We start from the raw sequence: 22,483 nt of genomic DNA, 5'->3' as shown, positions 1-22,483 counted from the left end.
GAGTCGCCGTGACATGCTCAGACGAGGGCTGCGCCAGGCGGTTACCACACGGCAATATGGGAGTCCGCCCGCGGTTCAGTGCCTGCGCAGAGCACCCCGCTGACCGGGTCGCGCAGGATGATTTGCCCACGCCCGTAGTCGGTCAGGTCGCTGGCGATCTGCACGTGATGCCCACGCCGGGCCAGGGCATTGGCCAGGTCACGGGAGGCGCCCTGCTCGATGCCGACCTTCATGTCGCCCAGCCATTGCCAGCGTGGCGCATCCAGCGCGGCCTGGGGGTTGAGGCCGAAGTCCACCAGGTTCATCACCATCTGCACGTGGCCCTGGGGCTGCATATAGCCGCCCATCACGCCGAACGGGCCAAGGGCTTGGCCGTCCTTGGTGAGGAAGCCGGGGATGATGGTGTGGAAGGTTTTCTTGCCCGCGGCCAGGCAGTTGGCATGGGCCGGGTCGAGGCTGAATTCCTGCCCACGGTTCTGCAGCGCAATGCCACTGTCGGGCAGCACCACGCCGGAGCCGAAGCCGTGGTAGTTGCTCTGGATGAACGAGACCATATTGCCTTCAGCGTCCGCCGTGGCCAGGTACACCGTGCCGCTGGCGTGCGGGTCACCGGGTTTGGGCGGCTGTGCCTGTTCGCCGATCTGCGCGCGGCGGCGCGCGCTGTAGTCGTCGCTGAGCAGGTCGGCGACTGCCACGCGCATATGCAGAGGGTCGGTGATGTAGTGCAGGCCGTCGCTGTAGGCGAGCTTCATCGCCTCGAGCTGGCGGTGCCAGGTCTGTTGGCTGTCGCGGTGATCAAAGGTGAAGCCTTCGAGGATTTTCAGCGCCATCAGCGCCACCATGCCCTGGCCGCTCGGTGGGATTTCCCACACGTCCACGCCACGGTAGTTGATGTGGATCGGGTCCACCCACTGCGCGCGGTAATCCTTGAGATCACTGGCGCGCAAGTAGCCACCGCTGGCCCGCGAATGGGCATCCAGGCGTGCGGCCAGGGCGCCGCGATACAGGCTTTCGCAACGGCTGGTGGCGAGTTCTTCCAGGGTGCGCGCCTGGGCCGGGTTGCGGAAGATCTCCCCTGCCCGAGGCGCGCGGCCGTCGATCAGGAAGGTATCGAACCAGGCGTCCAGCACCGGGTCGCGATGGGGGGTGAATTCATCCAGCGCGATCTGCCATTGATGGGCAACCACCGGCGACAGCGGGAAACCATCACGCGCCAGGCTGATGGCCGGTTGCAGCAGCTCGGCAAACGGCAGCTTGCCGAAGCGTTGCGACAGCTCCGCCCAGGCCGACGGGCAGCCGGGCACGGTGACCGGGGTCCAGCCGTACAGCGGCATCCGATCGTGCCCCGCGGCCTTGACCGCGTCGATACTCAAGGCGGCCGGCGCGTGGCCGTTGCCGTTCAGGCCGTGCAACTGGCCCTTGCACCACACCAAGGCAAAGGCATCGCCGCCCAGGCCGCAGCCGGTGGGCTCCACCACCGTGAGCGCCGCCGCCGTGGCAATCGCCGCGTCGATGGCATTGCCGCCCTTTTGCATGATCTCGATACCCGCCTGGGCGGCCAGGGGCTGGGATGCGGCGACCATACCGCGACGCGCGAACACGCACTGGCGTTGCGATGGATAGGGGTACTCGTGAGCAGAAAATTTCAACATAGCAAAGGCTCTTCGATTTATTGGCCGGATTTGATCCGGTTCCATTCCCGGGTCATCAGGCGCTGGATGTTTTCCGGCAGGTCGGCGGAGACAAAGGTGTGGCTGATGACGTCATCGCCGGGGTAGATCCCCGGGTTACCGCTGACCTTGGGGTCCATCAGCGGCGTGGCGTCCTTGTTCGGGTTGGCGTAGCCGACGTAGTCGCTGATCGGCGCGATCACGTCGGGACGCAGCAGGTAGTTGATCAGGGCGTGGGCATTGGCTGTGTTACCGGCGTCCTTGGGAATCGCCAGCATGTCGAACCACAGGTTCACGCCTTCCTTGGGCATCAGGTAGCGGATGTCGATGTTTTTACCGGCGTCCTTGGCCCGGCTCTGAGCCTGCATCACGTCGCCGGAATAACCGACGGCCACGCAGATATCGCCGTTGGCCAGGTCAGCGGTGTATTTCGACGAGTTGAAGTAGGTCACCGACGGCCGCAGCGCCATCAGGCGTTTGGAGGCTTGCTTGTAGTCGTCGGGCTTGACGCTGTTGGGGTCCAGGCCCAGGTAGAGCATGACCTGGGGAATGATCTTCACCGGCGCATCGAGGAAGGCCACGCCGCAACTTTTCAGCTTGGCCAGGTTGCCAGGCTCGAAGACCATCGACCACGAGTCCAGCACCACGTCCTTGCCCAGCACGGCGCGCACTTTTTCTGCGTTGTAGCCGATGCCCACGGTGCCCCACATATACGGCACGGCGTAGCGGTTGCCGGGGTCGGCGGCTTCCAGGCGTTGCATCAGGCGCGGGTCGAGGTGCTTCCAGTTATCCAGCAGCGCGCGTTGCAGCGGCTGGTAGGCGCCGGCGCGAATCTGCTTGGACAGGAACTGGCTGGACGGCACGACCACGTCATACCCCGAGTGCCCGGAAAGCAACTTGGCTTCGAGCATTTCGTTGGTGTCGAAAATGTCGTACTGCACCTTGATGCCGCTGTCTTTCTCGAAGTTCTTCACGGTGTCGGGCCCGATGTAATCGGACCAGTTATAGACCTTCACCACCGACTCGGCAGCCTGGGTCACGGGGACAAGGGCGGCACAGCACAGAGCAGCAAACAAACGCGATAAACGCATGGTGATTTTCCTTGCAAGGGTCATAACACGCGGCTGAGAAAGGCCCGGGTACGCGGGTGGCTGGGGTGGCTGAAAATCTGCTCCGGCGGGCCTTGCTCGATGAGTTCTCCCTGATCGAGCACCACCACACGGTCGGCCACTTCACGGGCAAAGCCCATTTCATGGGTGACCACCACCATGGTCATGCCCTCTTCGGCCAGCGTCTTCATGACCTGCAGGACTTCGCCGACGGTTTCCGGGTCGAGCGCGCTGGTGGGTTCGTCGAACAACATGGCCTGGGGTTTCATTGCCAGGGCACGGGCAATCGCGACCCGTTGCTGCTGACCACCGGAAAGCATCGATGGGTAATGGCTGGCCTTGTCCGCCAGCCCGACCCGTGCCAGCAAGCCATGGGCCTGTTCCAGCGCCTCGGCACGCGGTACGCCGAGCACCTGGATCGGGGCTTCGATGATGTTTTCCAGGGCAGTCATATGGGGGAACAGGTTGAAGCGCTGGAACACCATACCGATGTCGCGACGTTGCCGGGCAATGTTGCGCTCCGAATCGCGCACCAGGCTGCCGTCGCTGCGCTCGCGATAACCCATGGCGCGGCCGTTGACGCGGATGCGTCCAGCCTGGATGTCTTCCAGCAGGTTGATGCAGCGGATAAAAGTGGTCTTGCCGGAACCGGAGGCGCCAATCAGCACCACCACCTCGCCGCGTCGCACCTGCAGCGAAATCCCCTTGAGAATCTGCAGCGTGCCAAACGATTTGTGGATATCCAGGGCTTCGATGATCAGTTCTTCACTTTGGTGCGCCATGGTTAACGTCCCCTCAGCAATTTCAAGGTGCTGCGGCCGAACATGCGGCTGGATGCCGGCGGCGGTGCGGCAGGCCGATCGGACTGGCTGAAACGCGTCTCCAGCCAGCGCTGGAAAAAGCCCCACAGGGTCGTCAGCGTCAAGAAGTAGAGCGCGACCACCAGGTACAGCTCGAATACGCGAAAGGTCGCCGAGGTGATCATCTGGGTGCTGAGCAGCAACTCTTGCACGCCAATCACGCTGACCAGGGTGGTGTTCTTGAGCATCACATTGAACTCGTTGCCCAGCGGCGGCACGATCACCCGGAACGCCTGAGGCAACACGATGCGGCGCATCAGCTTGGCGAACGGCATGCCCAGGGAGCGCCCGGCTTCATACTGGCCCTTGTCCACCGCACCGATGCCGGCGCGGATGATCTCGGCCATGTACGCCCCTTCATTGAGACCCAGGGCAATGATCGCCGCCTGGATATTGCCGGGCACGACCAGGCCGAACAGCGCAATGTCCTCAAAGCGGAAGATGCCGCCCGCCGCCAAGGCCGTGTAGAGAAAGACGATCTGCACCAGCAACGGCGTACCGCGCATCAACCACACATAAAAACGCACCGGCAGGTGCAACAGCGGGTTTTTCGACAAGCGCAGCAGCGCGGCCGCCAGCCCCAGGACACAACCGAGCGCCATCGCCAGCACGCTGATCAGGCAGGTCAGCCAGAGCCCGGTGAGGTACACCCCGCTCGGCTGCAACAGGTACTGCCAGAACACATCCCAATTGAAATTCATCGCTGGCAAACCTCAGTCGAGTGTGTCGCTGCTGACATGCCATTTGTTCAGCAATTGCCCATAGCTGCCGTCACTGCGCATATCACTGATCACCTGCTGAACGGCGGCGGTCAGTTGCGGGTCGTCCTTGCGAATCCCCAGGCCGGTGAGGATGCGACTGAAAGCCGGCACGCCTTCCTGGAACAGCTCCGGCGCCATCGCCGCGTAGTAACCGGCGGTCTCCACGGTGGTGCCGTAGGCGTCGACCTGGTTGATGCGCAGCGCCTGGAATGCATCGGTGTCGGTGTTGTAGACCACCAGCTTCATCGGTGGCTTGCCGGCCTTGGCCAGGCTTTCATTCTGGGTATCGAGCAGGGTCTTGATGGTGGAGCCGTTGAGCACGGCCACCTTGTGCCCGGACAAGTCATCCAGCGCCTTGATGCCCTTGGGGTTGCCCTTGGGGACCACCACCGACTGGCTGGAATACATGTAATTGACGATGTCGATGACCTGCCGCCGCTCAGGCTTGTCGAACAGCTGGTCGACGATCATGTCGCACTGCTGGGCGAGCAGCGCCGGGACCAGCCCGGAGAACGGAATCACCCGCCACTGCACCGGCTTGTCACCCAGGCGCTTGGCAATTTCCAGGCCCAGGTCGACGGTGAGCCCGCGCGGTTTCTGGTTTTCGTCGAAGGACACCAGGGGCGGTGAATCCATCCCCGAGCAATACGTGAGCTTATCGACTTTCTGCAGGCGCTCCGGCACCTGGGGCGCGGCAAACGCCCCTTGCGTGCAGAGACCCAGGGTTACAGCCACCAGCAAGGCGCGGCGTTTATGCATGACCAGACACTCCAGTTCGTTGAACAACGGGGGCAGGACTCAATGTCAAAACACAGTCGGGCTTGGGCCCGCTTCTATTTTTCCGATTGCAGGAATTGAATCAGCGCCGGCACGGTGCCTTCGATGTGTTCGCGCACCACCGCTTCGGCACGGGCGGCATCCCCGGCACGAATGGCATCGAGGATCACCGCGTGCTCCTGGCGTGCGCTGAGCGGTTTGTCACCGTGCTGCAACCACAACCGCATGGGCGCCTCGACCAGCGAGTACAGCGCCGAGATCTGCTTCATCAAGCGCGGACGCCCGCTGAGGCTGCAGAGCAATTCATGGAAGGCACGGTGGCGGCTGACCCACTCGGCGCTGTCGTCGCGGTAATCGTCCATCTCGTCCAGCAGGCGCTCCAGCGCCGCCAGTTGGCGTTCGCCGATACGGCTGGTGGCAACGCGCACCGCCAAGCCTTCGAGGGCGCTGCGCATTTCAAACACTTCGTGCAATTCATCGATATCCACGCCGCTGACGACCGCGCCACGGTTGGGCCGCAGGGTCACCAGGCCCTGCGCGTCCAGGCGGCGAAAAGCCTCGCGTACCGGCATGCGGCTCATCCCGAGCTCGGTGGCAATGTCCTCTGCAATCAGGCGATCACCCTTGCGATAACGGCCGTTGCAAATGGCATTGAGCAGAAAACTGTAGGCCTCCTCCTCGGCGGTGAGGGGCTGGCGGTCAACGTAAGCGGAGGCAAATTGCATCGGACAGCACCTTTTGAATTTTTGTATCCAATTATCCACGAATACAAAAAAAGCAGGATGCGTGCCAATTCTCAGGTTACGCGTCAAGTGATTGATTCGGCAGCAATCGCCAGAAAACCCGCGTCAGCCTGGCGCATGGGGTCAAGGCGCGGTGCTACCAAATAGCTCAAGGGGTGCGCCGTTAATGGGCACAACTGCAAGCGCAGTAACACTCGAGTCGCAGCAGCGGCGCCGTTGCTGCGCGTCGTGAGTCCGGGTGGTGTCGGGACCGCGGCCAACTCGCCCCGCGCGTCCCGCGTACCGGCCCCCGTCAAAAATCGACGGTAGCCGAGAGTTGCAAAGTGCGCGGATACCCTGGCGAAAATGCACCATAGGAGGCCACGCCAGACCAATACTCACGGTCGAATACGTTCTGTACCGTGGCGCGGAAAGTCGTCGGCCGCCCTTCGATTTTGGTGGCATAGCGCGCGCCTGCATCAATACGGGTCCAGGCATCCAGCTTTTGGGTGTTGGCCTGGTTGACGTACTGGCTGTCGGTATAGATCGCACCGCCGGTGAGGGTAAAACCTTCCAGCCACGGGGTGTCATATTCTGCCCATAGGTTGGCCTGGATATCCGGCACTCCCACCGGTTTATTGCCGCGGTTGGCGGCAGTGGCCGAATCCGTCAACTCACCCTCCAGGAAGGTCACACCGCCCATCAAGCGCGTGCCCGGCGCCACCTCACCGAACACGCTCAGCTCGACGCCACGGTTACGCTGTTCTGCCTGTACCGAGAACAGATTGTTAGCGCCTACCTCGCCGCTGGGCTTTTCTATCTGGAACAGTGCCAGGGTGGTCATGAAGGTAGCGTGCTCGTACTTCACGCCAATCTCGTGCTGCTTGGACTTATAGGGTGCGAAGGTTTCCCCGGAGTTGTCCGCCGTGCCTGGGGCAATGTCGCCTTTGCTCAAGCCTTCCACGTAGTTGTAGTAGAAAGACACATCGTCCCACGGCTTGACCACCACGCCGACCAAAGGCGTAGTGGCATTGTCTTTATAGCGGGAGCTGACGGCGCCGGCAGCATTGTAGTTGCGCGACTCGATGTATTGTCGGCGCACGCCCAAGGTCAGTTGGAAGCGATCATCCAGAAAGCCCAGGGTGTCGGTCAGCGCCACGCCGGACAACTCCGACTCGGAGATGCGCAGCACCTTCGGGGTGCTGATGTACTGCTTGGGTGTGTCCACCGGATGGTAAATATTCGAGCGAATGTCCGTGCCGTTAGTGATGCCCCGCGAGAGTTCATCCTGGTAACGGGTGGCCATCAACGTGGTGATATGGGTCACCGGGCCCGTGGCAAACAGCCCGCGGATCCCCATATCCGCGGTGGAACGATCAACATTGAATTTGTAGTAGCCAGGTATATTACTGGTGTCGCCGGCATCATTGAGGATACGTGGCACTTGGTCGGACATGCGTTTCACATCCGAGCGCCCCCCACCCGCATGGGCGAACACCGTGAGTGAATCGCTCAGGTCATATTCACCGCCCAGCAAAGCCGACTGCTCCTGGGTGTCTGACCAACCCCACTTTTGCGGCAGGCTTGTACGGCCGTCTGGGGCCGAAGGCACCTGCACACCGGGTGCGACGGTGAAGGGGCGCGAGGCGCCTTCAAAGCTCTCTTTCTGGCTGATGTAGTCGAGATTCAGGCGCAACCGCTCACCGCGGTAATCCAGGGCAATCGCACCGATCCCTACGTCGCGACTCTGGTTGTCAACGGCCGTATCCCCGCCTTGAAGGCTGCCGTTGAAACGTACGCCAAACTGGTTTTCTTCACCAAACCGGCGACTGATATCCAAGTGCCCGCCCACTTGGGAGTCCGAGGCGTAACTGCCGGTAAAACGAGTCAGGTCCTCCTCCAGCGGCCGCTTAGGCACGATATTGATGACACCACCAACCCCACTGTTGGGAGAGATGCCATACATCAAGGCGCCCGGCCCCTTGAGCACTTCGATGCGCTCGGCGTATTCGGTAAACGCCCGATAGTTAGGCGCTACGCCATAAACGCCGTCGTAGGCCAGTTCACCCAAGTTGCCTTCGCCGATGGCAAAGCCGCGAATGAAGAACGAGTCGACGATCCCGCCTGTCTGCCCCGTCGAGCGCACCGAGGGGTCGCGCTCCAGGGCATCGGCAGCGGTCACGGTTTGCAGGTCAGCGAGGGTTTTGGCGGTGTAGCTGGTGACGTTGAAAGGCGTGTCCATCACGTCTTTGTTACCCATCATGCCCAGGCGTGCACCACGCGCCACCTGCCCGCCGGCGAGCACCTCGGGCAACGCTGTCGGGCCGTTGTAGCGGCCGTCGATCGTGGTGGTGTCGAGGGTCAGGGGGGGCGTATCGGCCTCCGTGGCGACAGGCGCTTGCGTCTCAGCCCAGGCATTGGCGCCCGCGGCGACCATGACGAAATTCAACAGGGCGGTCCGAATGGCAAGGGTTAACACGCGTTCACCGCTGGGTCGACTGACAACAGGCATGACAAGAGGATCCTTTCAACGAGGGAAATAGGAATTACTCTTAATGCCAGTCGACATGGGAAAAAGTATCATCCCGACCTGTTTTTTTTGAAAACCCAGCGAACGCAGCCTGCTGATCCGCAATGTTGGCGATAGCCGAACATGCGCTCCGCTACTGCAAGAGCGCGGTTACACCTGACAACCGCCTGTGCGGCCTGGCATCCTCCTCGCGGTACATGTCGACGCTATCGCGCCGCTGCACATGCATTGGATGCAGGACGCCAACTACCGTTGACAACCCCCCCTGACTAACCCGTTCGCAGCTGTTCAACCACCGAGGCCGTCTCATGTCCCAAACCGGTGTTATCCAGGGTTCGAGTGTGAGAATCCTCATTTATCTTCTGTTCGCGATCCAACTGGTCTCCATGGGCGCGATGGAAATGAGCGGGCCGTTCTGGCCCGTGCACCTGCGTGGGCTGGCCTCTTCGGAGTCGGTGTTCAGCTTCGCCAGCATCGCCGTGTACGTCGGGCCGATGCTGGGCATCATGGTGACCAGTGCGTTCTGGGGGCGTATCGGTGATCGACACGGGCATAAATTGATGATGATCCGCGCACTCGCAGGGTTGTCCTTGACCCAGCTCGGGTTGGCGTTTTCCACTGATATCTGGGTCATCTTGGTCCTGCGTTTCCTGCAAGGTGCGTTTGCCGGCTATATCGCCCCTGCGCAAGCGTATGGGGTCAGTATCGAAGCGCCGTCACGGCGGGCCCGGCTGTTTGCGATTTTGCAGATATCGACGAATGTCGGCTCACTGCTGGGCGCGGTCGTTGGCGGCTTGATCCTCGATTACGCGACGTTCTTCTGGATCAATATCGTCGCCTCTGCACTCTGTGCCGTGTGTACCCTGATAGCCGCCGTGACCTTGCCGAACGTTCCCCCAGTGCCCAAAAAACCGGCGGCGACTTCCGCCCCGCCTGCCTCGGGCACCAGCAGGGTATGGCGCGACTTTCCGCAGTTGTCTCTGCTGTGCGTCATGGGGATTCTGCTGCTGGCGCGCATGCTGCCCCAGACCTCGTTCTCGCTGTATGTCAGCGCGACATTCGAGGTCAGTCACTCAGTGGTTGGCCTGTGCTATGGCTTGCTGGCACTGGGCTTCATCCTCTCGGCGAGCGCCTGGTCGCGCTACTTTGAGCACCGGTCTCAAGCACAAACGCTACAGCGCATCACCTACATCGTCGTCGGTTGTATCGGGTTAACCGCCGTGGCGGGATTTACGCGCAATCCCGGCATATTTGTCGTCGCCTACTTTGTTTGGGGGGTACTGCTGGGCGCGACCACCCCCGTGCTGATGGCGTTGATCTCGAAAACCGCCGACAGCTCGCGCCAAGGCTACGTATTGGGTATCGCCCAAAGTACCGCGCAATTCGCTTCGATTGCCGGCATCTCCATCGGTGGCTTGCTCAACCAGGTCTACGGCCTGCAATACACCTATCTTTTCGTGTGCCTGGCCTATGCGGTAGCGCTGATGCCGATGCTGGCGTTGCGGTACAGATCGGCGGCCACGCGCTCCAGCCGTGTTGCAGACAGCAACTGAACAAGGAACTGCATGCGTGCCGACACACCCGCTGTCGAACACCTGATCCATTTCAACAACACCGGCGCGGCGCTGATGCGTGACGCTTCACGCTACAGCACCGAAGCTGAAATCGATGGGTTGATTGACGCCTTGACGCGCCTGCCATGCGCCGGATTGACCGAAGATGATCGCGCTTGCGTTCCAGTCGCTTAGTCAACTAGCATTGGGAATACTTCTCAATAACATAAAACCTGCCGCCATGAGCGAAACCCTCTCCGCGAACCACCCCAACCGTCTGCGCGCAATCGAGGCCCTGTACAGCGGGCACCACGGCTGGCTGTATGCCACGCTGAAGAGAAAGCTGGGTAACGCCATGGATGCGGCGGATTTGGCGCAGGACACCTTCACCCGGATCCTGGCATCACAGGTCACGGTGATTGACCAGCCACGGGCGTACTTGAGCTGCGTGGCCAAGGGTATCCTGATCAACTGGTACCAGCGCAAGGCACTGGAACGCGCCTACCTGGAGGCACTGGCGAACGTGCCCGCCCACGAAGCGCCGTCGCCCGAGACGCACTTTCTGGTGCTGGAAACCCTGCACGAAATCGACGCCATGCTCGATACCCTGGCGCCGCAGGTCAAACGCGCATTCCTGCTGTCGCAGATCAACGGCCTCAAGTACGACGACATCGCCGAGCAACTGGGTGTATCGCTGATCACCGTCAAGCGCTACATGAAACAGGCTTTCGTACAATGCCTGATGCTGGTGGAGTGAATGCTCGGTCTGCGCAAGGAGCCGCCGCTGGACCCGCAGGTACTCGAAGAAGCCGCCGAGTGGCTGATGCGCTTGAGCGAGCGCGAACTGACGGACCACGAACGCGCCGAATGGGAACGCTGGAAGATCAGCACCCCCGAGCGTAACCGCGCGTGGTCACGGGCAACATTGCTGCAGAGCAAGTTCGGCGGTTTACCACCCTCCCTGGCGATGTCGGCCCTCGATCGACCGAACAGCCCGGAACGCCGCGCCCTGCTGGGCAAACTGGCGCTCCTGTTGGCGGTGGTGCCGGTGAGTTGGGGCGGTTGGAAGCTGGCACAATCGCAGCAATGGTCAGCGGGCTACCGCACCGATGTTGGCCAGCGTCGCGAACTTACCCTGGCCGATGGTTCGCACCTCACCCTGAACACCGATACCGCCATCGACGTCGTGTTCGACGACCGCCAACGGCTTATTCACTTGCGCGAAGGCGAAATCCTGGTGCAAACCGCGGTCGACACGCCCCCCCTGCCCCGGCCGTTCCTGATCAGCACCCGCCAAGGCCGCATGCAAGCCCTGGGCACGCGCTTTACTGTACGTGAGTCAAGCCCGCGCACTCACCTGGCGGTACTCGATGGCGCGGTAAAAGTGACGCTGGCCGATAACAGCCAGGCGGCCCCGCTGATCGTCAATGCCGGGCAGCGTACCGACTTTTCCGCGCAGACGTTTGGTTCGCTGACGCAGGCTGACCGCTACGCCGGTTCATGGGCCCAAGGCATGTTGATGGCCGACAGGATGCGCCTGGCCGACTTCGTCGCTGAACTGGCGCGCTACCGCCGAGGCTTCATACGCTGCGATCCGGCCATTGCCGACCTGCGCGTTTCCGGCGCTTTCCCGATCAGCGATACCGATCGCACCTTGAATATGCTGGTGCAGACTTACCCCGTGCTGGTGACCGGGCATTTGCGCGGTTATTGGGTGACCTTGTCTCCCGCCTGACCGTGCGCAAAATAAACGGTGGCCGGGTGATACTTTTTCCACTCTCGGCTGGCAAAGGTAGGAACAGCCTTTTTCTCTTGTCCTTTGGGTCATCCTTTCATGCTCGTAGCACGGCCCCTGCGTCCGGCCCGTCCGTTCAAACCCATGGTCCACGGCGCAGTACTCAGCGTGCTGCTGGCCTGGTCCGTGTGCGCGCTGGCTTCAGCGGCGGTGCCGGTGCAATTGGATTCGGTCGCGGTGCGTGCTTACCACATTGCCCCAGGCCCGCTCGGTGCAACGCTCTCGAACTTTGCCGTGGACGCCGGCATTGCCCTGTCATTCGAACCGTCGATCACGCAAGGCCTGACCAGCCCTGAGCTGAGCGGCACCTATTCGACACAGGCAGCCGTCACCCGCCTGCTGGACGGCAGTGGCCTGGCGATGGTGTTGCGCAGCGACGGCAGCTACACCCTGGTCCAACGCACGGTCACGTTGTCGGCCACCACCGTGACGGCCCCGGAAAAACCCGGCAGCAGCAGCCTGCCACCCGTGTACTCGGGTGGCCAGGTGGCCACCGGCGGGCGCCTCGGCTTACTCGGCAATACGGACGTGATGGACGCCCCCTTCAGCGTCAGCACCTATACCGCAGCCCTGATAAAGGACCAGCAAGCAACAACCGTGGGTGATGTGCTCGAACGCGACTCCTCGGTTCGCGCTACCGGCCAGGCAGGCGGGATTGTCGACTCCTTCTTCATCCGTGGTTTTCCAGTGGGCGAAGGCAACCTCGGCGAACTCGCGTTCGATGGGGTGTACGGCGTGGCCTCCAATTACCGCGTATTTACCGACTACGCCGAGCGCATCGAGGTGGTCAAGGGCCCCGGCGCCCTGCTCTACGGCATGTCGCCCAACAGCGCTGTCGGCGGCGTCATCAACGTAGTGCCCAAGCGTTCCCTGGACGAGGACCTGACGCGAGTGACCGCCAGTTACGCCCAGGACTTTCAACTCGGCACTCACCTCGACGTGAGCCGGCGGTTTGGCGAAGATCGACGATTCGGGGTGCGCGTCAATGGGCGTCTACAAGCAGGTGATACCGCGATCGATGAGCAATCGCGGGATGTCGGGGTCGGTGCCATCGCCTTGGATTACCAGGGTGATCGCCTGCGTACCACCTTGGACCTGATCACCCAAAAGGAACAATTCGACGCGGCCTCACGCCCGTTCCTGATTGCAGACGGTGTGCCGATTCCCCCTGCCGCCAACGGGCGTACCAACGTGAGCCAGGCGTGGGGCTGGTCGAAAACCCTGGATGAATCGGCACTGCTGGGCGGCGAATATGACCTCAGCGACGCACTGACCCTGTTCGGCCATGCCGGCGGTGGGAAGTCTGATGTGGCACGCCTGTCCGACCAGACCCCGACCATCATCAACAGCGCCGGCGACACCTCGTCGACGCCCGGCTACTACAAGTTCAAGGTACGACGCTACACGGTCGACGTCGGTGCCCGACTGCGTTTCGACACTGGGCCGATCAGCCACAGCAGCACGCTGCAAGTCACCCGCTACCGCGATGAATTGTCGCGCGGCATCATTTCCAGCACGCCCATCCTGTCGAACATTTACCAGCCGATCGAGCGCCCCAAGGTTGACATCGCAACGCCAGCGACGCCGAAAGTCTCGGCAACCGAATTGTCCGGGGTGGCTGTTGCCGACACCTTGTCGATACTCGACCAACGCGTCCAAGTCACTGCGGGCCTGCGCAAGCAGAGCATTCGCTCCAACAACTACAACACCGCCGGCGCCGTAACCACCGCTTACGACGACGGCAAGACTACGCCGCTGTTCGGGCTGGTTGTACGGCCCTGGGAGCGGGTGTCGTTCTATTACAACTACCTCGAAGGCTTGAGCAAGGGCGATATCGCCCCGGCCACGGCCTCGAACGCAGGCCAGGTCTTTGCCCCCTACGTCTCACGCCAGCATGAAGTCGGGGTCAAACTCGACTACGGCACGGTCATGTCCACCCTTGCGTTGTTCCAGATTACGAAACCTAGCGGCGAGCTGTCAGGCGGTGCCTTTTCGGTCCAAGGCGAACAGCGCAATCGTGGACTGGAACTGAATGTCTCCGGCGAGGCCGGCCCAGGTACGCGCCTGCTCGGCGGCGTGACCCTGCTGGACGCACAACTGACCGAAACAGGCGTGGCGGCCAACAGAGGCAACAAGCCGATTGGCGTGCCCAATGTCCAGGCCAACCTCTGGGCCGAATGGGATGTGCCGCAGGTCGAGGGGCTGACGCTGACCAGCGGAGCCTTGTACACCGCCAGCCAATACGTGGACCAGGCCAACACGCAGGCGCTGGATCCGTGGACACGCTTCGACGTCGGTGCGCGCTACAGCACCCGCATCGCCCAGCGCCCGACGATATTGCGCGTCACCGTCCAGAACGTGTTCGACCGCGAGTATTGGTCGGGCGTGGCCTCCTATGGCGCGTTCTCTCAAGGTTCACCACGTACCGTTCTACTGTCGACCTCGGTCGATTTCTGAAACCTTCGGTGCCGTTCGGCAAGTTGAATCGCCCCCCGGCCCGGCCACAGCAAAGGCTCTAACCATGGGTACCATTGTTCGACGCAGCTACGCCATTGCCGCGCTGTTATTCGCTGGATTGGCAGGCTGGTCACTGGCTTCAACAGCGGCCGAGCCGGATACAGCGCGCAGCACCGTCACCGATTTGCTCGGGCGCGAGGTCAAGGTGCACCTGCCGGTCAGGCGAGTCATTCTCGGTGAGGGCCGCCAGTTGTACCTGGTCGCCGCGTTGGATACGCAAAACCCCATTGAACGCATCGTCGGCTGGCGCAAGGATTTGATCCAGTCCGACCCTGACACCTATGGCGCTTATCTGCGTAAGTTTCCCGCCATCGCCAAAATCCCCACGTTTGGCGGTTTCGAAGAGGGTACCTTCGACATCGAGCAGGCCATCTCCCTGCATCCCGATGTGATCATCCTCAACATCGAGGCCCAGCACGCCACCGAGGATGCCCGCTACATCGAGAAACTCGACGCCTTGGGGATTCCCGTGGTGTACGTCGACTTTCGCAACCACCCCATGCAGAACACCGAGCCCACCATGCGCCTGTTCGGCCAGCTATTTGGCAAAGAAGCGCGCGCCGAAGCGTTCATCGATTTTCGCAACCAGCAGATCCGCCGCGTCACCGACGTCATCAAAGCGCAGCACCCTTCGCGCCCGCGCGTGTTCATCGAGCGCATAGGCGGCTACACCGAAGATTGTTGCCTGAGTTTCGGCAATGAAAACTTTGGTCTTTTCGTCGACATGGCCGGCGGTGACAACATTGCCAGGAACATCATCCCCAGCACCTTCGGCCAGTTGAACCCCGAGCAGGTGATCGTCGCCAACCCGCAACACGTGGTGGTCACCAGCGCGAATTGGGAAGCCTTTGCTCCCGGTGGCCGTTGGGTCGGTGTCGGCCCCGGTGCCGACATGGCACAAGCCCGGCGCAAGCTGGCGTGGTATACCCAGCGTCCGGCCTATGCCGGGATCAAGGCGCAGGATGACCAGGCATTCCACGCCATCTGGCATCAGTTCTACAACAGCCCTTATCAATTTGTGGCCATCCAGCAATTGGCCAAATGGTTTCATCCGACACTGTTTACCGACCTGGACCCTGACGCTTCGTTTCGCGAGTTGCACGAGCGATTCCTGCCAGTGCCCTATGAGCCGGGTTACTTCGTGAGCCTCAAGCCATGACGGCGGTGATCCAGCGCGACACCTACAGGCGCCTGGTCCTGCGCAAACGCCTGATCCTCGGCGCCCTGGCCCTGCTGTTGATGGGCAGCGTGCTACTCGACCTGGCCCTGGGCCCGGCGAGCTACAGCTTCAGCGACGTCCTGGGCGCGCTGATCGCGCCGGACAGTGCCCCCGCGCAGATTCGCGTAGTGATGTGGGATATCCGCCTGCCGATCGCCCTGATGGCGGTGGCGGTGGGCGCGGCGTTGTCATTGGCCGGGGCCCAGATGCAGACCATCCTCAACAACCCGCTGGCCAGCCCCTTCACCCTGGGCATTTCTGCCGCCGCCAGTTTTGGCGCGGCCATGGGGCTGGCGTTTGGTGTGGCACTGTTTCCATTGGCCGCGCAGTACATGGTGCCGCTGAACGCGTTCATCATGGCCATGCTCTCGGCGTTGCTGATTCACTTCCTGAGCATGCGTCGCGGGGTCACCGCGGAAACCATCGTGCTGCTGGGTATCGCCCTGGTGTTCACGTTTAACGCGTTATTGGCCCTGGTGCAGTTTTTCGCCACCGAACAAGCCGTGGCAGCCGTGGTGTTCTGGACCATGGGCAGCTTGACCAAAGCCACCTGGCCGAAACTTGGGGTGATCTGCCTGGTGATCGTGATCACCCTGCCGATCTTTGCCAAACGCGCCTGGGCCCTGACCGCGCTGCGACTGGGCGACGATAAGGCCGCCAGTTTCGGGATCAATGTACGCAGCCTGCGCTTTCAAACGTTGATCATGGTCAGCCTGCTCGCCTCGTTCCCCGTGGCCTTTGTTGGCACCATCGGCTTTATCGGGCTGGTCGGCCCGCATATTGCGCGGATGTTGATCGGCGAGGATCAGCGCTTCTTCCTGCCGGCCTCACTGCTGACCGGCGCACTGATTCTGTCCGCCAGTTCGGTGGTGAGCAAAACCCTGATCCCGGGCGCGATCTTCCCGATCGGGGTCGTCACGTCATTGATCGGCGTGCCGTTCTTCATATCTCTGATCCTCAGCGGGAAGAAAAACGCATGGTGAAGATTCAGTTGCAAGACCTGGGTGCCCGCTATGGCCAGCGCACGATTATCCGTGGCGTTACCACTGCCGCGTTCACCGGCGGCCAGGTGGTCGCGGTGGTGGGGCCCAATGCGGCGGGCAAGTCCACCCTGTTCAAACGCATGGCCGGGCTGATCGACGGGCCTGGCCAGGTGATCCTGCAGGACTCGAAAAAGGGCCAGCAAGGCATCTGCTACATGCCCCAGGGCTTGAATGCCAGTGCGCGGTTGACGGTCTACGAATCGGTGCTCCTGGCCCGCAAGCAACTGTCGCCGCAATGGACCGTCCACGATGACGAGCTGAAGCGGGTGGACGAGATGCTCGACGCCCTTGGCATCAGCGACTTGTCCTTCCGCAACCTGGGCGAACTCAGCGGCGGCCAGCAGCAACTGGTGTCCATCGCCCAGACATTGGTGCGCGAACCGGAAATCCTGTTGATGGACGAACCCACCAGCGCCCTCGATATGCATCGCCAGGTGCAAGTGCTGAAATTCATGGGCGCCTTGGCCCGTAAACAGCAGGTCATTGTGTTTATCGCCCTGCATGACCTGAACCAGGCTTTGCACTTTGCCGATCAGGTATTGGTGATTGCCGACGGCACCGCCCAGGGCAGCGGCGCGAGTCATGAGGTGATCACCGAACGCATGCTACGCGAGGTGTACCAGGTTGAAGCGCGGATCGAGCAGTGCAGTCGGGGACAACGACATATTTTGATCGACGGTATTACGTGAAGGCGTACCCAACGCAAGCCACGGGTTCAGCCACGCACCTATCATCGACCAGCCAGATGCGCCGATTCAGTGTTCATCCCTTACTCTGCTGGGCATCAAGGGGGACATCGAGGATGAAGGTTGCGCCTTGCCCAGCCCCGTCGCTGCGCACGGTCAAGCTGCCACCCATTTCCTGCGCAGCGAGCGCGCAGCTGTGCAGGCCGAAACCGTGACCGTCCTGGCGCGTCGTGAAGCCATGGGAAAAGATGCGCACCAGATGCTCTGGCGTAATCCCGTTGCCGTTATCGGCCACCGTGATACGCAATACTGGCCCGTGCGCAACAGAGGCGTTGAACGTGATGGCCGGGCTGCGATCGATCACGCCGTCCAACGCCTGCTTGGCGTTTCTGATCAGGTTCATCAGGATCAGCAGCACCCGGTGCCGGTCCAGCGACAGCAGGGGCAAGTCGGCAATGTCCTTGACCACCGTCACCTCCTGACGCCCCCGTGCTCCGGCACTCATGCGCAAGGCGTCATCGATTAATTCCGAGATCGCGATTGTCTCGACGACACTGACGGCAACGGCATAGGACTGCTGGGCTGCGACAATGGTTTTGATGTGGTCAATGCCCTTGGTGAGTTGCCCGAGTTCTTCAATGATGCCCTGTTGTTCTGCCGTCACCACTGTCGCCAGCTTGAGCAGGTAGTCGGGCAGCATCTTCCCTTTGTTGTCTCGGGTGAGGAAATCGCTCAGGTCATGGACGTGTTCGTTCATCAGCTGAGCCACCTTGCCCAGGCCCTGGGCTTTGGAGTTGCGCATCTGACCGCTGACCAGCTCTGCCGATACGTTCACGCTGTTGAGGACATTGCCGACGTTGTGCAGCACCGTAGTGGCAATTTCGGCCATGCCCGCCTGACGGGATTTTGCGCTCAGTTCGGCTTGCACCTGGCTCATGCGCAGGGCCGCGCGTACGCGAGCCTTGAGCTCCAGCGGCGAGAAAGGTTTGGCGATATAGTCATCGGCGCCACTCTCCAGCCCGGAGACGCAGGCCTCGCTGCCGCCGCGGGCGGTCAACAGGATCACGGGCAGATGAGCGAAGCCGGCGCTGGCTTTGATTCTGGCGGTCAGGCCAAAGCCGTCGAGCTTGGGCATCATCACGTCCGAGAGAACGACATCGATGGGGCGACGCTGCAGTATTGCCCAGGCCTGTTCTCCATCGGCTGCGGTGGCGACAATGTAGTCGTCGCGCAAAAGTTCGTTGAGGTAGCTGAGCATTTCCGGGTTGTCGTCGACCACCAGTACTTTGGATCGCAAGGCGTGTTCCGGGTGGGGCTCGTCGTCTGCGACTTGCGTCGACGCCGGGTCGCCGCGACTGCCTTGGCGGCCGTCGTCGAAACGCAGGTAGCGCTGCTCGGTGGTGCTCGGTGCTGACCGCTCGTGCATCCTATTGCTGGCGTCGATCGGCACGATGCTTTGCTCGGCCCCCAGCGGAAGTCGCACAAAGAAGCATGAGCCGCGTCCAGGCTCGCTGTTGACGCCAACTTCGCCCCCCATCCGTTCGGCCAGATACTTGACCAGGGCCAGACCAATGCCTGTGCCGCTGTAATGGCGCGTGGCGGAATTGTCGATCTGGGAAAAACGCTGGAACAACAACGGCAGTTTGTCAGGCGCAATGCCAATCCCCGAGTCTTGCACCGCGAGTTCAAATCGCTCGCCATCAATCGGCGTCACGGCCACGTGCACGGTGCCGCCAGCGGGCGTGAACTTGATAGCATTGCTCACCAGGTTGAGCACGATCTTCTCGAAGTGTCGGGGGTCCAGGAACACCGTGCCGAGCGCGGCGTCGATGCTGCAGGTCAAGGTGCAGCCTTTGCCCTGCGCCACCAGCGCGGCATCCTCGGCCAGCACACCTACCGCCTTGTTCAAGTCAACGGACGTTGGAAACAACTCCACCTTGCCGGCTTCGGCCTTGGAAAAGTCGAGGATCTCATTCACCCGGCTCATCAAGCGCAGCGCATTGCGTTGGGCGCGCTCGACTTGCACACGCCAGTCCGCGGGCGGGGTGGTCACCGCTGAGAGCTGCTCCAGGGGGGCGAGAATCAGGGTCAGGGGGGTGCGCAGTTCGTGACTGACCGTGGCAACGAAATCGCTCTTGGCCCGGTTAGCCGTCTCGGCCTGGTTGCGCGCCTGAATGAGTTCGACGGCCTGCGCCTCCAACACCTCGGTCTGCCGGTGCAGCGTGTCGGTCCGTTCATCGACCATTCTCTCCAAAGAGGCCTGGACCTGCTGTCGTTCGGCTTCGGCCTCGGCCTCCAGCACCCGGATGCGCAAAGCATTCTCCTGGAACACCCGCACCGCACGGGTCATGATCCCAATCTCATCGCCGCGCCCGGCGCTGGCGATCTCGGCGCTCAGGTCACCGGCAGCGAGCCGGCGCATGACCGAGGCCAGGGCAACGATGGGCTGCGCAACAAACCGCGAGGTGCTCCAGGCGATGGCACCGGCCAGCAGGATGGCGACGGCGCCCGCGATGATCGTCGCGAGCATGCCGCGATCCTTGTGGACCAAGGCGTCTGAACGCGCTTGGCCAGCGAAGCGTGCAACCAACAGGCCTGCGCTGCGGGCCTCGTTGCGAACTTGGTCGCGCGCGTCACTCAAGGCGTTGCTCGCCTGATGGAACCTGGCGAATGCGGCCCGGTAGCCGGCGATCTGATCGCTGACCGTCTGGGGCGTAGCGTCGGTCTGCGGCCCTACCGATGAAGGGAGAACGCGCGCGAGACGGGAGAGTTCATCGAGGATGGCATCGACAGCGCTGGCGACCTCGGCCGAGGGTGCCAGGCGAAACGACAACGTCTGCGCCTCCAGGGTGGCCACACGCTCGGCGAAACGCTTGGACAATGCGGCCGCATTTTGCAGCAAACCGGTGGCGGCCTGAATGTCGCTGGCTTCGTGGGCAACGTGCTCCTCCACTTCACCCAGCATGACTTCGAGGCGTTCGGCCACATCCCCAACGGTGCCGAGATGCCGCAAAGCCTCGCCACCGCGAAGCTTGGGCGCCGCGCCAAGCTGCTCGACCGCCAGGCAGGCGTCAGCGACCGCCGTCGCCAACTGCCCCAGGGTCTCGACCTCCTGCGGCGCTCCCATCAACTCGCGCAATTGCTCGACCACGGGCGGCAATGCCGCGCAGGCGCTGCTCGCCGCAGTGGCGGCCGCCCCATCACCGGTCACCAGCACCTTGGCCACATTGGCGGTGATGATCCGTTCGCCGTTGCGCAGGATATCCAGGATACGGTGGGCACTCTCAATATTGCTCACCCGCGCCTGGTGGTCAGTGGCGCGGGCACCAAGCGTCTTCAGCCCATCGGCGATGCCCTGTTCGACGACGATCGTCGCCTCTCGCATTCGCTCGTAGTGGGCGGTCATGTTCTCCGTTTCGCCATCCATGGTCAGGGTCGCCGCCCGCAAGGCGGCGATCGCCCCGGCGAGCCGTTCCAGGCTGCCCTTGAGCGATTGCGCTTCTGCCACCGGAATGGCGGCAAGGCCGGTGATAGCCGTCGCCACCATGCCTTCGGCCTGGGACAAGCTTTCCTGATCGCGGGTGGCAATGAAGTTTTCCACCCGCCCGGTGGCGCCGTTGACCGAGGCCAGAATTTCTGCGGAATGGCTGGCGGAATCCACCGCACGCACCATGCCTCGCAGGCCGTAGAGGTTCACCAGCGATACCGCCAGCATCAAGAACACCAGTGCGGCAACTGCCAGGCCAATCCTGACGGCAATGGGCCTGGCCGTGGCCGATTTGAATGTCAACATCGGGGCTTCGCCTCCTCGCCCGCCGCTACTGTTTCGTCACCTCCGGCAGCGGCGCTGGCGACACCGTGTTGTTGATGGCAGCGTCGATCATCGCCGCAACGGAAGCCTGGCTGTAGAAAGGATTGGCGGCGCCGCCCACCGGCATAGTGGCGAGCCAGGCGTCCAAGTCTTTTGCATCGATACGCACCAGCGGCACCTCGACGAACTTCGGCACCTGCTTGCCCGCCAGGATCTGCTGGGCCACCCAGAAACCCACCTGAGAGACGCTCGGGGAGGCAGAGACAGAGACGGTCTCGTAGCCATTGGCATCGCGCTCCTGTTTCCACAGGGCGAGCTCGTCCTGACGGTTGCCCATCACGATGATCGGCAACGGACGGCCCGCCGCCTTGAACGCCATGGCCGCCCCATAACCGTCGCCCCCCTGAGTCGCCACGGCATCAATGTTGGGCAGCGATAGCAGCGCCAGCGCCACCTCCTTGCGGGCCACGGAAGCCGTCCAGTTCCCGTATACAGTCTTGGCGAATCTCAGGCCCGGATAGTCGCTGGCGGCCTTGCGAATGCCGTCGCTGATGTTTTTATCGGTGGCATCGCCGGCAATGCCACGGATCTCCAGCAACGTTCCGTTGCCCTTCAGGCGCTCGGCGATGTAATCCATTTCCACACGGCCCATGGCAGACCAGTTGTAATCCACGGTATAGACGCATTGCTCGGTGACCAGGCTGGCCATGACCACCACCACGATGCCGGCGTTGCAGGCATCGCGGATCACCCCATTGAGGGCCGTGTCAGACGCGGCCAGGATGACGATGGCATTGACGCCCTTGACGATCATGTCCTGGATATGGGCCGCTTGTTCCGACGCCGAGTTATTAGCGCTGACCACCGGAGCCTCCCGGATCAAGCCATCCTTCTGCGCCTGGAGCGCCATCGCCTGCCAATTGCTCACCATCACTTTGCGGAAATCGCTGCCCGCGTAGGAGTTGCTGAAGGCAATGCTATAGCTTGCGGTAGGGCCACCGGCGATGCCGCCGTCGGCAGCCTGGGCTGGATTGGCGGCAACCATTGCCAGCCCGGTCACGCAGCCGGCGAGGTGCCATAAGATTTTGTGGATGGGTTGAGTGTTCATACTGCTCTCCATCTTCTTAGGATTTACCCACAGCAATCCACCTGCACTTGCCGACAGCCTGGATCGACTGATTGATTTGGTTGATCTGGTTGGAGAAGCCACCCGGCGGAATGGAGATTGACAGTCATCATAGTATCAAAGTGCCCGCTTCGCCCGCGGCCATAGAGAATTTCAACCAATGCTTGCATGAGCCCGCGCCCCACCAACTAGGCCGACGCCACGCCAAACACCGCATCGGATAGATCCCCCAGCGAAACCGCTACGGACGAGACGCTCTCGACGCCCTCCCCTGCAGTCGACGCACGAAATACCGTGACCGTTG

The 22,483-nt window shown here is 62.1% G+C and carries 16 protein-coding genes and 3 pseudogenes; 8 read left to right on the top strand and 11 right to left on the bottom strand.

The window, feature by feature from the left end; all coding sequences use genetic code 11:
- Window positions 1-41 precede the first annotated feature (41 nt).
- The 7 genes from AB7933_RS12760 to AB7933_RS12730 form a co-directional block, all read right to left on the bottom strand.
- Window positions 42-1,652 (bottom strand): gamma-glutamyltransferase family protein, encoded by a 1,611-nt coding sequence (locus AB7933_RS12760; RefSeq protein WP_024074602.1) that lies wholly within the window; start codon window positions 1,650-1,652, stop codon window positions 42-44.
- A 17-nt stretch (window positions 1,653-1,669) separates the two neighbouring features.
- Window positions 1,670-2,761 (bottom strand): polyamine ABC transporter substrate-binding protein, encoded by a 1,092-nt coding sequence (locus AB7933_RS12755; protein WP_024074601.1) that lies wholly within the window; start codon window positions 2,759-2,761, stop codon window positions 1,670-1,672.
- 20 nt (window positions 2,762-2,781) lie between these two features.
- Window positions 2,782-3,561 (bottom strand): amino acid ABC transporter ATP-binding protein, encoded by a 780-nt coding sequence (locus tag AB7933_RS12750; RefSeq protein ID WP_024074600.1) that lies wholly within the window; start codon window positions 3,559-3,561, stop codon window positions 2,782-2,784.
- A 2-nt stretch (window positions 3,562-3,563) separates the two neighbouring features.
- Complete coding sequence (locus AB7933_RS12745; RefSeq protein ID WP_024074599.1) at window positions 3,564-4,340, bottom strand: amino acid ABC transporter permease; 777 nt, start codon at window positions 4,338-4,340, stop codon at window positions 3,564-3,566.
- 12 nt (window positions 4,341-4,352) lie between these two features.
- Window positions 4,353-5,159 (bottom strand): ABC transporter substrate-binding protein, encoded by an 807-nt coding sequence (locus AB7933_RS12740; RefSeq protein WP_024074598.1) that lies wholly within the window; start codon window positions 5,157-5,159, stop codon window positions 4,353-4,355.
- A 74-nt stretch (window positions 5,160-5,233) separates the two neighbouring features.
- The gene (locus tag AB7933_RS12735; protein WP_024074597.1) at window positions 5,234-5,902 is read right to left on the bottom strand and encodes a GntR family transcriptional regulator; all 669 of its coding nucleotides are present in this window, start codon (window positions 5,900-5,902) and stop codon (window positions 5,234-5,236) included.
- Between the two features lie 310 nt (window positions 5,903-6,212).
- A complete protein-coding gene (locus AB7933_RS12730) occupies window positions 6,213-8,411 on the bottom strand; it encodes a TonB-dependent receptor (RefSeq protein WP_024074596.1) in 2,199 nt (732 codons plus the stop codon).
- Window positions 8,412-8,737: 326 nt separating this feature from the next.
- Here AB7933_RS12730 and AB7933_RS12725 point away from each other — a divergent pair, with 326 nt between their 5' ends.
- From AB7933_RS12725 to AB7933_RS12690, 8 genes are all read left to right on the top strand, one after another.
- A complete protein-coding gene (locus tag AB7933_RS12725; RefSeq protein WP_024074595.1) occupies window positions 8,738-9,982 on the top strand; it encodes an MFS transporter in 1,245 nt (414 codons plus the stop codon).
- A gap of 12 nt (window positions 9,983-9,994) precedes the next feature.
- Window positions 9,995-10,177 carry a hypothetical protein gene (locus AB7933_RS12720; RefSeq protein ID WP_024074594.1) on the top strand — a complete coding sequence of 61 codons (183 nt, stop codon included), beginning with the start codon at window positions 9,995-9,997 and terminating at the stop codon, window positions 10,175-10,177.
- A gap of 46 nt (window positions 10,178-10,223) precedes the next feature.
- Entirely contained in the window at window positions 10,224-10,739 is a 516-nt protein-coding gene (locus tag AB7933_RS12715) for a sigma-70 family RNA polymerase sigma factor (RefSeq protein ID WP_024074593.1), read from the top strand.
- Complete coding sequence (locus AB7933_RS12710) at window positions 10,740-11,717, top strand: FecR domain-containing protein (protein WP_024074592.1); 978 nt, start codon at window positions 10,740-10,742, stop codon at window positions 11,715-11,717.
- 144 nt (window positions 11,718-11,861) lie between these two features.
- Window positions 11,862-14,234, top strand: coding sequence for a TonB-dependent siderophore receptor (locus tag AB7933_RS12705; protein ID WP_371128908.1), 2,373 nt, complete (start codon window positions 11,862-11,864; stop codon window positions 14,232-14,234).
- A 64-nt stretch (window positions 14,235-14,298) separates the two neighbouring features.
- The gene (locus AB7933_RS12700) at window positions 14,299-15,453 is read left to right on the top strand and encodes an ABC transporter substrate-binding protein (RefSeq protein WP_024074590.1); all 1,155 of its coding nucleotides are present in this window, start codon (window positions 14,299-14,301) and stop codon (window positions 15,451-15,453) included.
- Window positions 15,450-16,496, top strand: a complete 1,047-nt coding sequence (locus AB7933_RS12695) for a FecCD family ABC transporter permease (protein WP_024074589.1) — start codon at window positions 15,450-15,452, stop codon at window positions 16,494-16,496. Before AB7933_RS12700 ends, AB7933_RS12695 begins: the two co-directional genes overlap by 4 nt.
- Window positions 16,490-17,245, top strand: coding sequence for an ABC transporter ATP-binding protein (locus AB7933_RS12690; protein WP_024074588.1), 756 nt, complete (start codon window positions 16,490-16,492; stop codon window positions 17,243-17,245). The genes AB7933_RS12695 and AB7933_RS12690 overlap by 7 nt, the downstream gene beginning before the upstream one ends.
- Window positions 17,246-17,318: 73 nt before the next feature.
- On the opposite strand, the pseudogene AB7933_RS12685 reads toward AB7933_RS12690, so the two are convergent.
- The 4 genes and pseudogenes from AB7933_RS12685 to AB7933_RS12670 form a co-directional block, all read right to left on the bottom strand.
- Window positions 17,319-17,660, bottom strand: a pseudogene (locus AB7933_RS12685) (ATP-binding protein); the annotation flags it as partial.
- 519 nt (window positions 17,661-18,179) lie between these two features.
- A pseudogene (locus AB7933_RS12680) lies at window positions 18,180-18,515 on the bottom strand (response regulator transcription factor); the annotation flags it as partial.
- Window positions 18,516-18,722: 207 nt separating this feature from the next.
- Window positions 18,723-19,772, bottom strand: a pseudogene (locus tag AB7933_RS12675) (sensor histidine kinase); the annotation flags it as partial.
- 1,288 nt (window positions 19,773-21,060) lie between these two features.
- Entirely contained in the window at window positions 21,061-22,161 is a 1,101-nt protein-coding gene (locus AB7933_RS12670; protein WP_024074586.1) for an ABC transporter substrate-binding protein, read from the bottom strand.
- Window positions 22,162-22,483 lie beyond the last annotated feature (322 nt).

Origin of the sequence: Pseudomonas gorinensis (genome assembly GCF_042015035.1) — a bacterium.
Lineage (GTDB): Bacteria > Pseudomonadota > Gammaproteobacteria > Pseudomonadales > Pseudomonadaceae > Aquipseudomonas > Aquipseudomonas gorinensis.
The sequence above is the reverse complement of the archived record's forward strand: the minus strand, read 5'-3'. Positions and strand labels throughout refer to the sequence as shown.

Coding starts and splice junctions, on each gene's coding strand:
- AB7933_RS12760 (WP_024074602.1), bottom strand. CDS start 1,652: ATGTTGAAATTTTCTGCTCACGAGTACCCCTATCCATCGCAACGCCAG.
- AB7933_RS12755 (WP_024074601.1), bottom strand. CDS start 2,761: ATGCGTTTATCGCGTTTGTTTGCTGCTCTGTGCTGTGCCGCCCTTGTC.
- AB7933_RS12750 (WP_024074600.1), bottom strand. CDS start 3,561: ATGGCGCACCAAAGTGAAGAACTGATCATCGAAGCCCTGGATATCCAC.
- AB7933_RS12745 (WP_024074599.1), bottom strand. CDS start 4,340: ATGAATTTCAATTGGGATGTGTTCTGGCAGTACCTGTTGCAGCCGAGC.
- AB7933_RS12740 (WP_024074598.1), bottom strand. CDS start 5,159: ATGCATAAACGCCGCGCCTTGCTGGTGGCTGTAACCCTGGGTCTCTGC.
- AB7933_RS12735 (WP_024074597.1), bottom strand. CDS start 5,902: ATGCAATTTGCCTCCGCTTACGTTGACCGCCAGCCCCTCACCGCCGAG.
- AB7933_RS12730 (WP_024074596.1), bottom strand. CDS start 8,411: ATGCCTGTTGTCAGTCGACCCAGCGGTGAACGCGTGTTAACCCTTGCC.
- AB7933_RS12725 (WP_024074595.1), top strand. CDS start 8,738: ATGTCCCAAACCGGTGTTATCCAGGGTTCGAGTGTGAGAATCCTCATT.
- AB7933_RS12720 (WP_024074594.1), top strand. CDS start 9,995: ATGCGTGCCGACACACCCGCTGTCGAACACCTGATCCATTTCAACAAC.
- AB7933_RS12715 (WP_024074593.1), top strand. CDS start 10,224: ATGAGCGAAACCCTCTCCGCGAACCACCCCAACCGTCTGCGCGCAATC.
- AB7933_RS12710 (WP_024074592.1), top strand. CDS start 10,740: ATGCTCGGTCTGCGCAAGGAGCCGCCGCTGGACCCGCAGGTACTCGAA.
- AB7933_RS12705 (WP_371128908.1), top strand. CDS start 11,862: ATGGTCCACGGCGCAGTACTCAGCGTGCTGCTGGCCTGGTCCGTGTGC.
- AB7933_RS12700 (WP_024074590.1), top strand. CDS start 14,299: ATGGGTACCATTGTTCGACGCAGCTACGCCATTGCCGCGCTGTTATTC.
- AB7933_RS12695 (WP_024074589.1), top strand. CDS start 15,450: ATGACGGCGGTGATCCAGCGCGACACCTACAGGCGCCTGGTCCTGCGC.
- AB7933_RS12690 (WP_024074588.1), top strand. CDS start 16,490: ATGGTGAAGATTCAGTTGCAAGACCTGGGTGCCCGCTATGGCCAGCGC.
- AB7933_RS12670 (WP_024074586.1), bottom strand. CDS start 22,161: ATGAACACTCAACCCATCCACAAAATCTTATGGCACCTCGCCGGCTGC.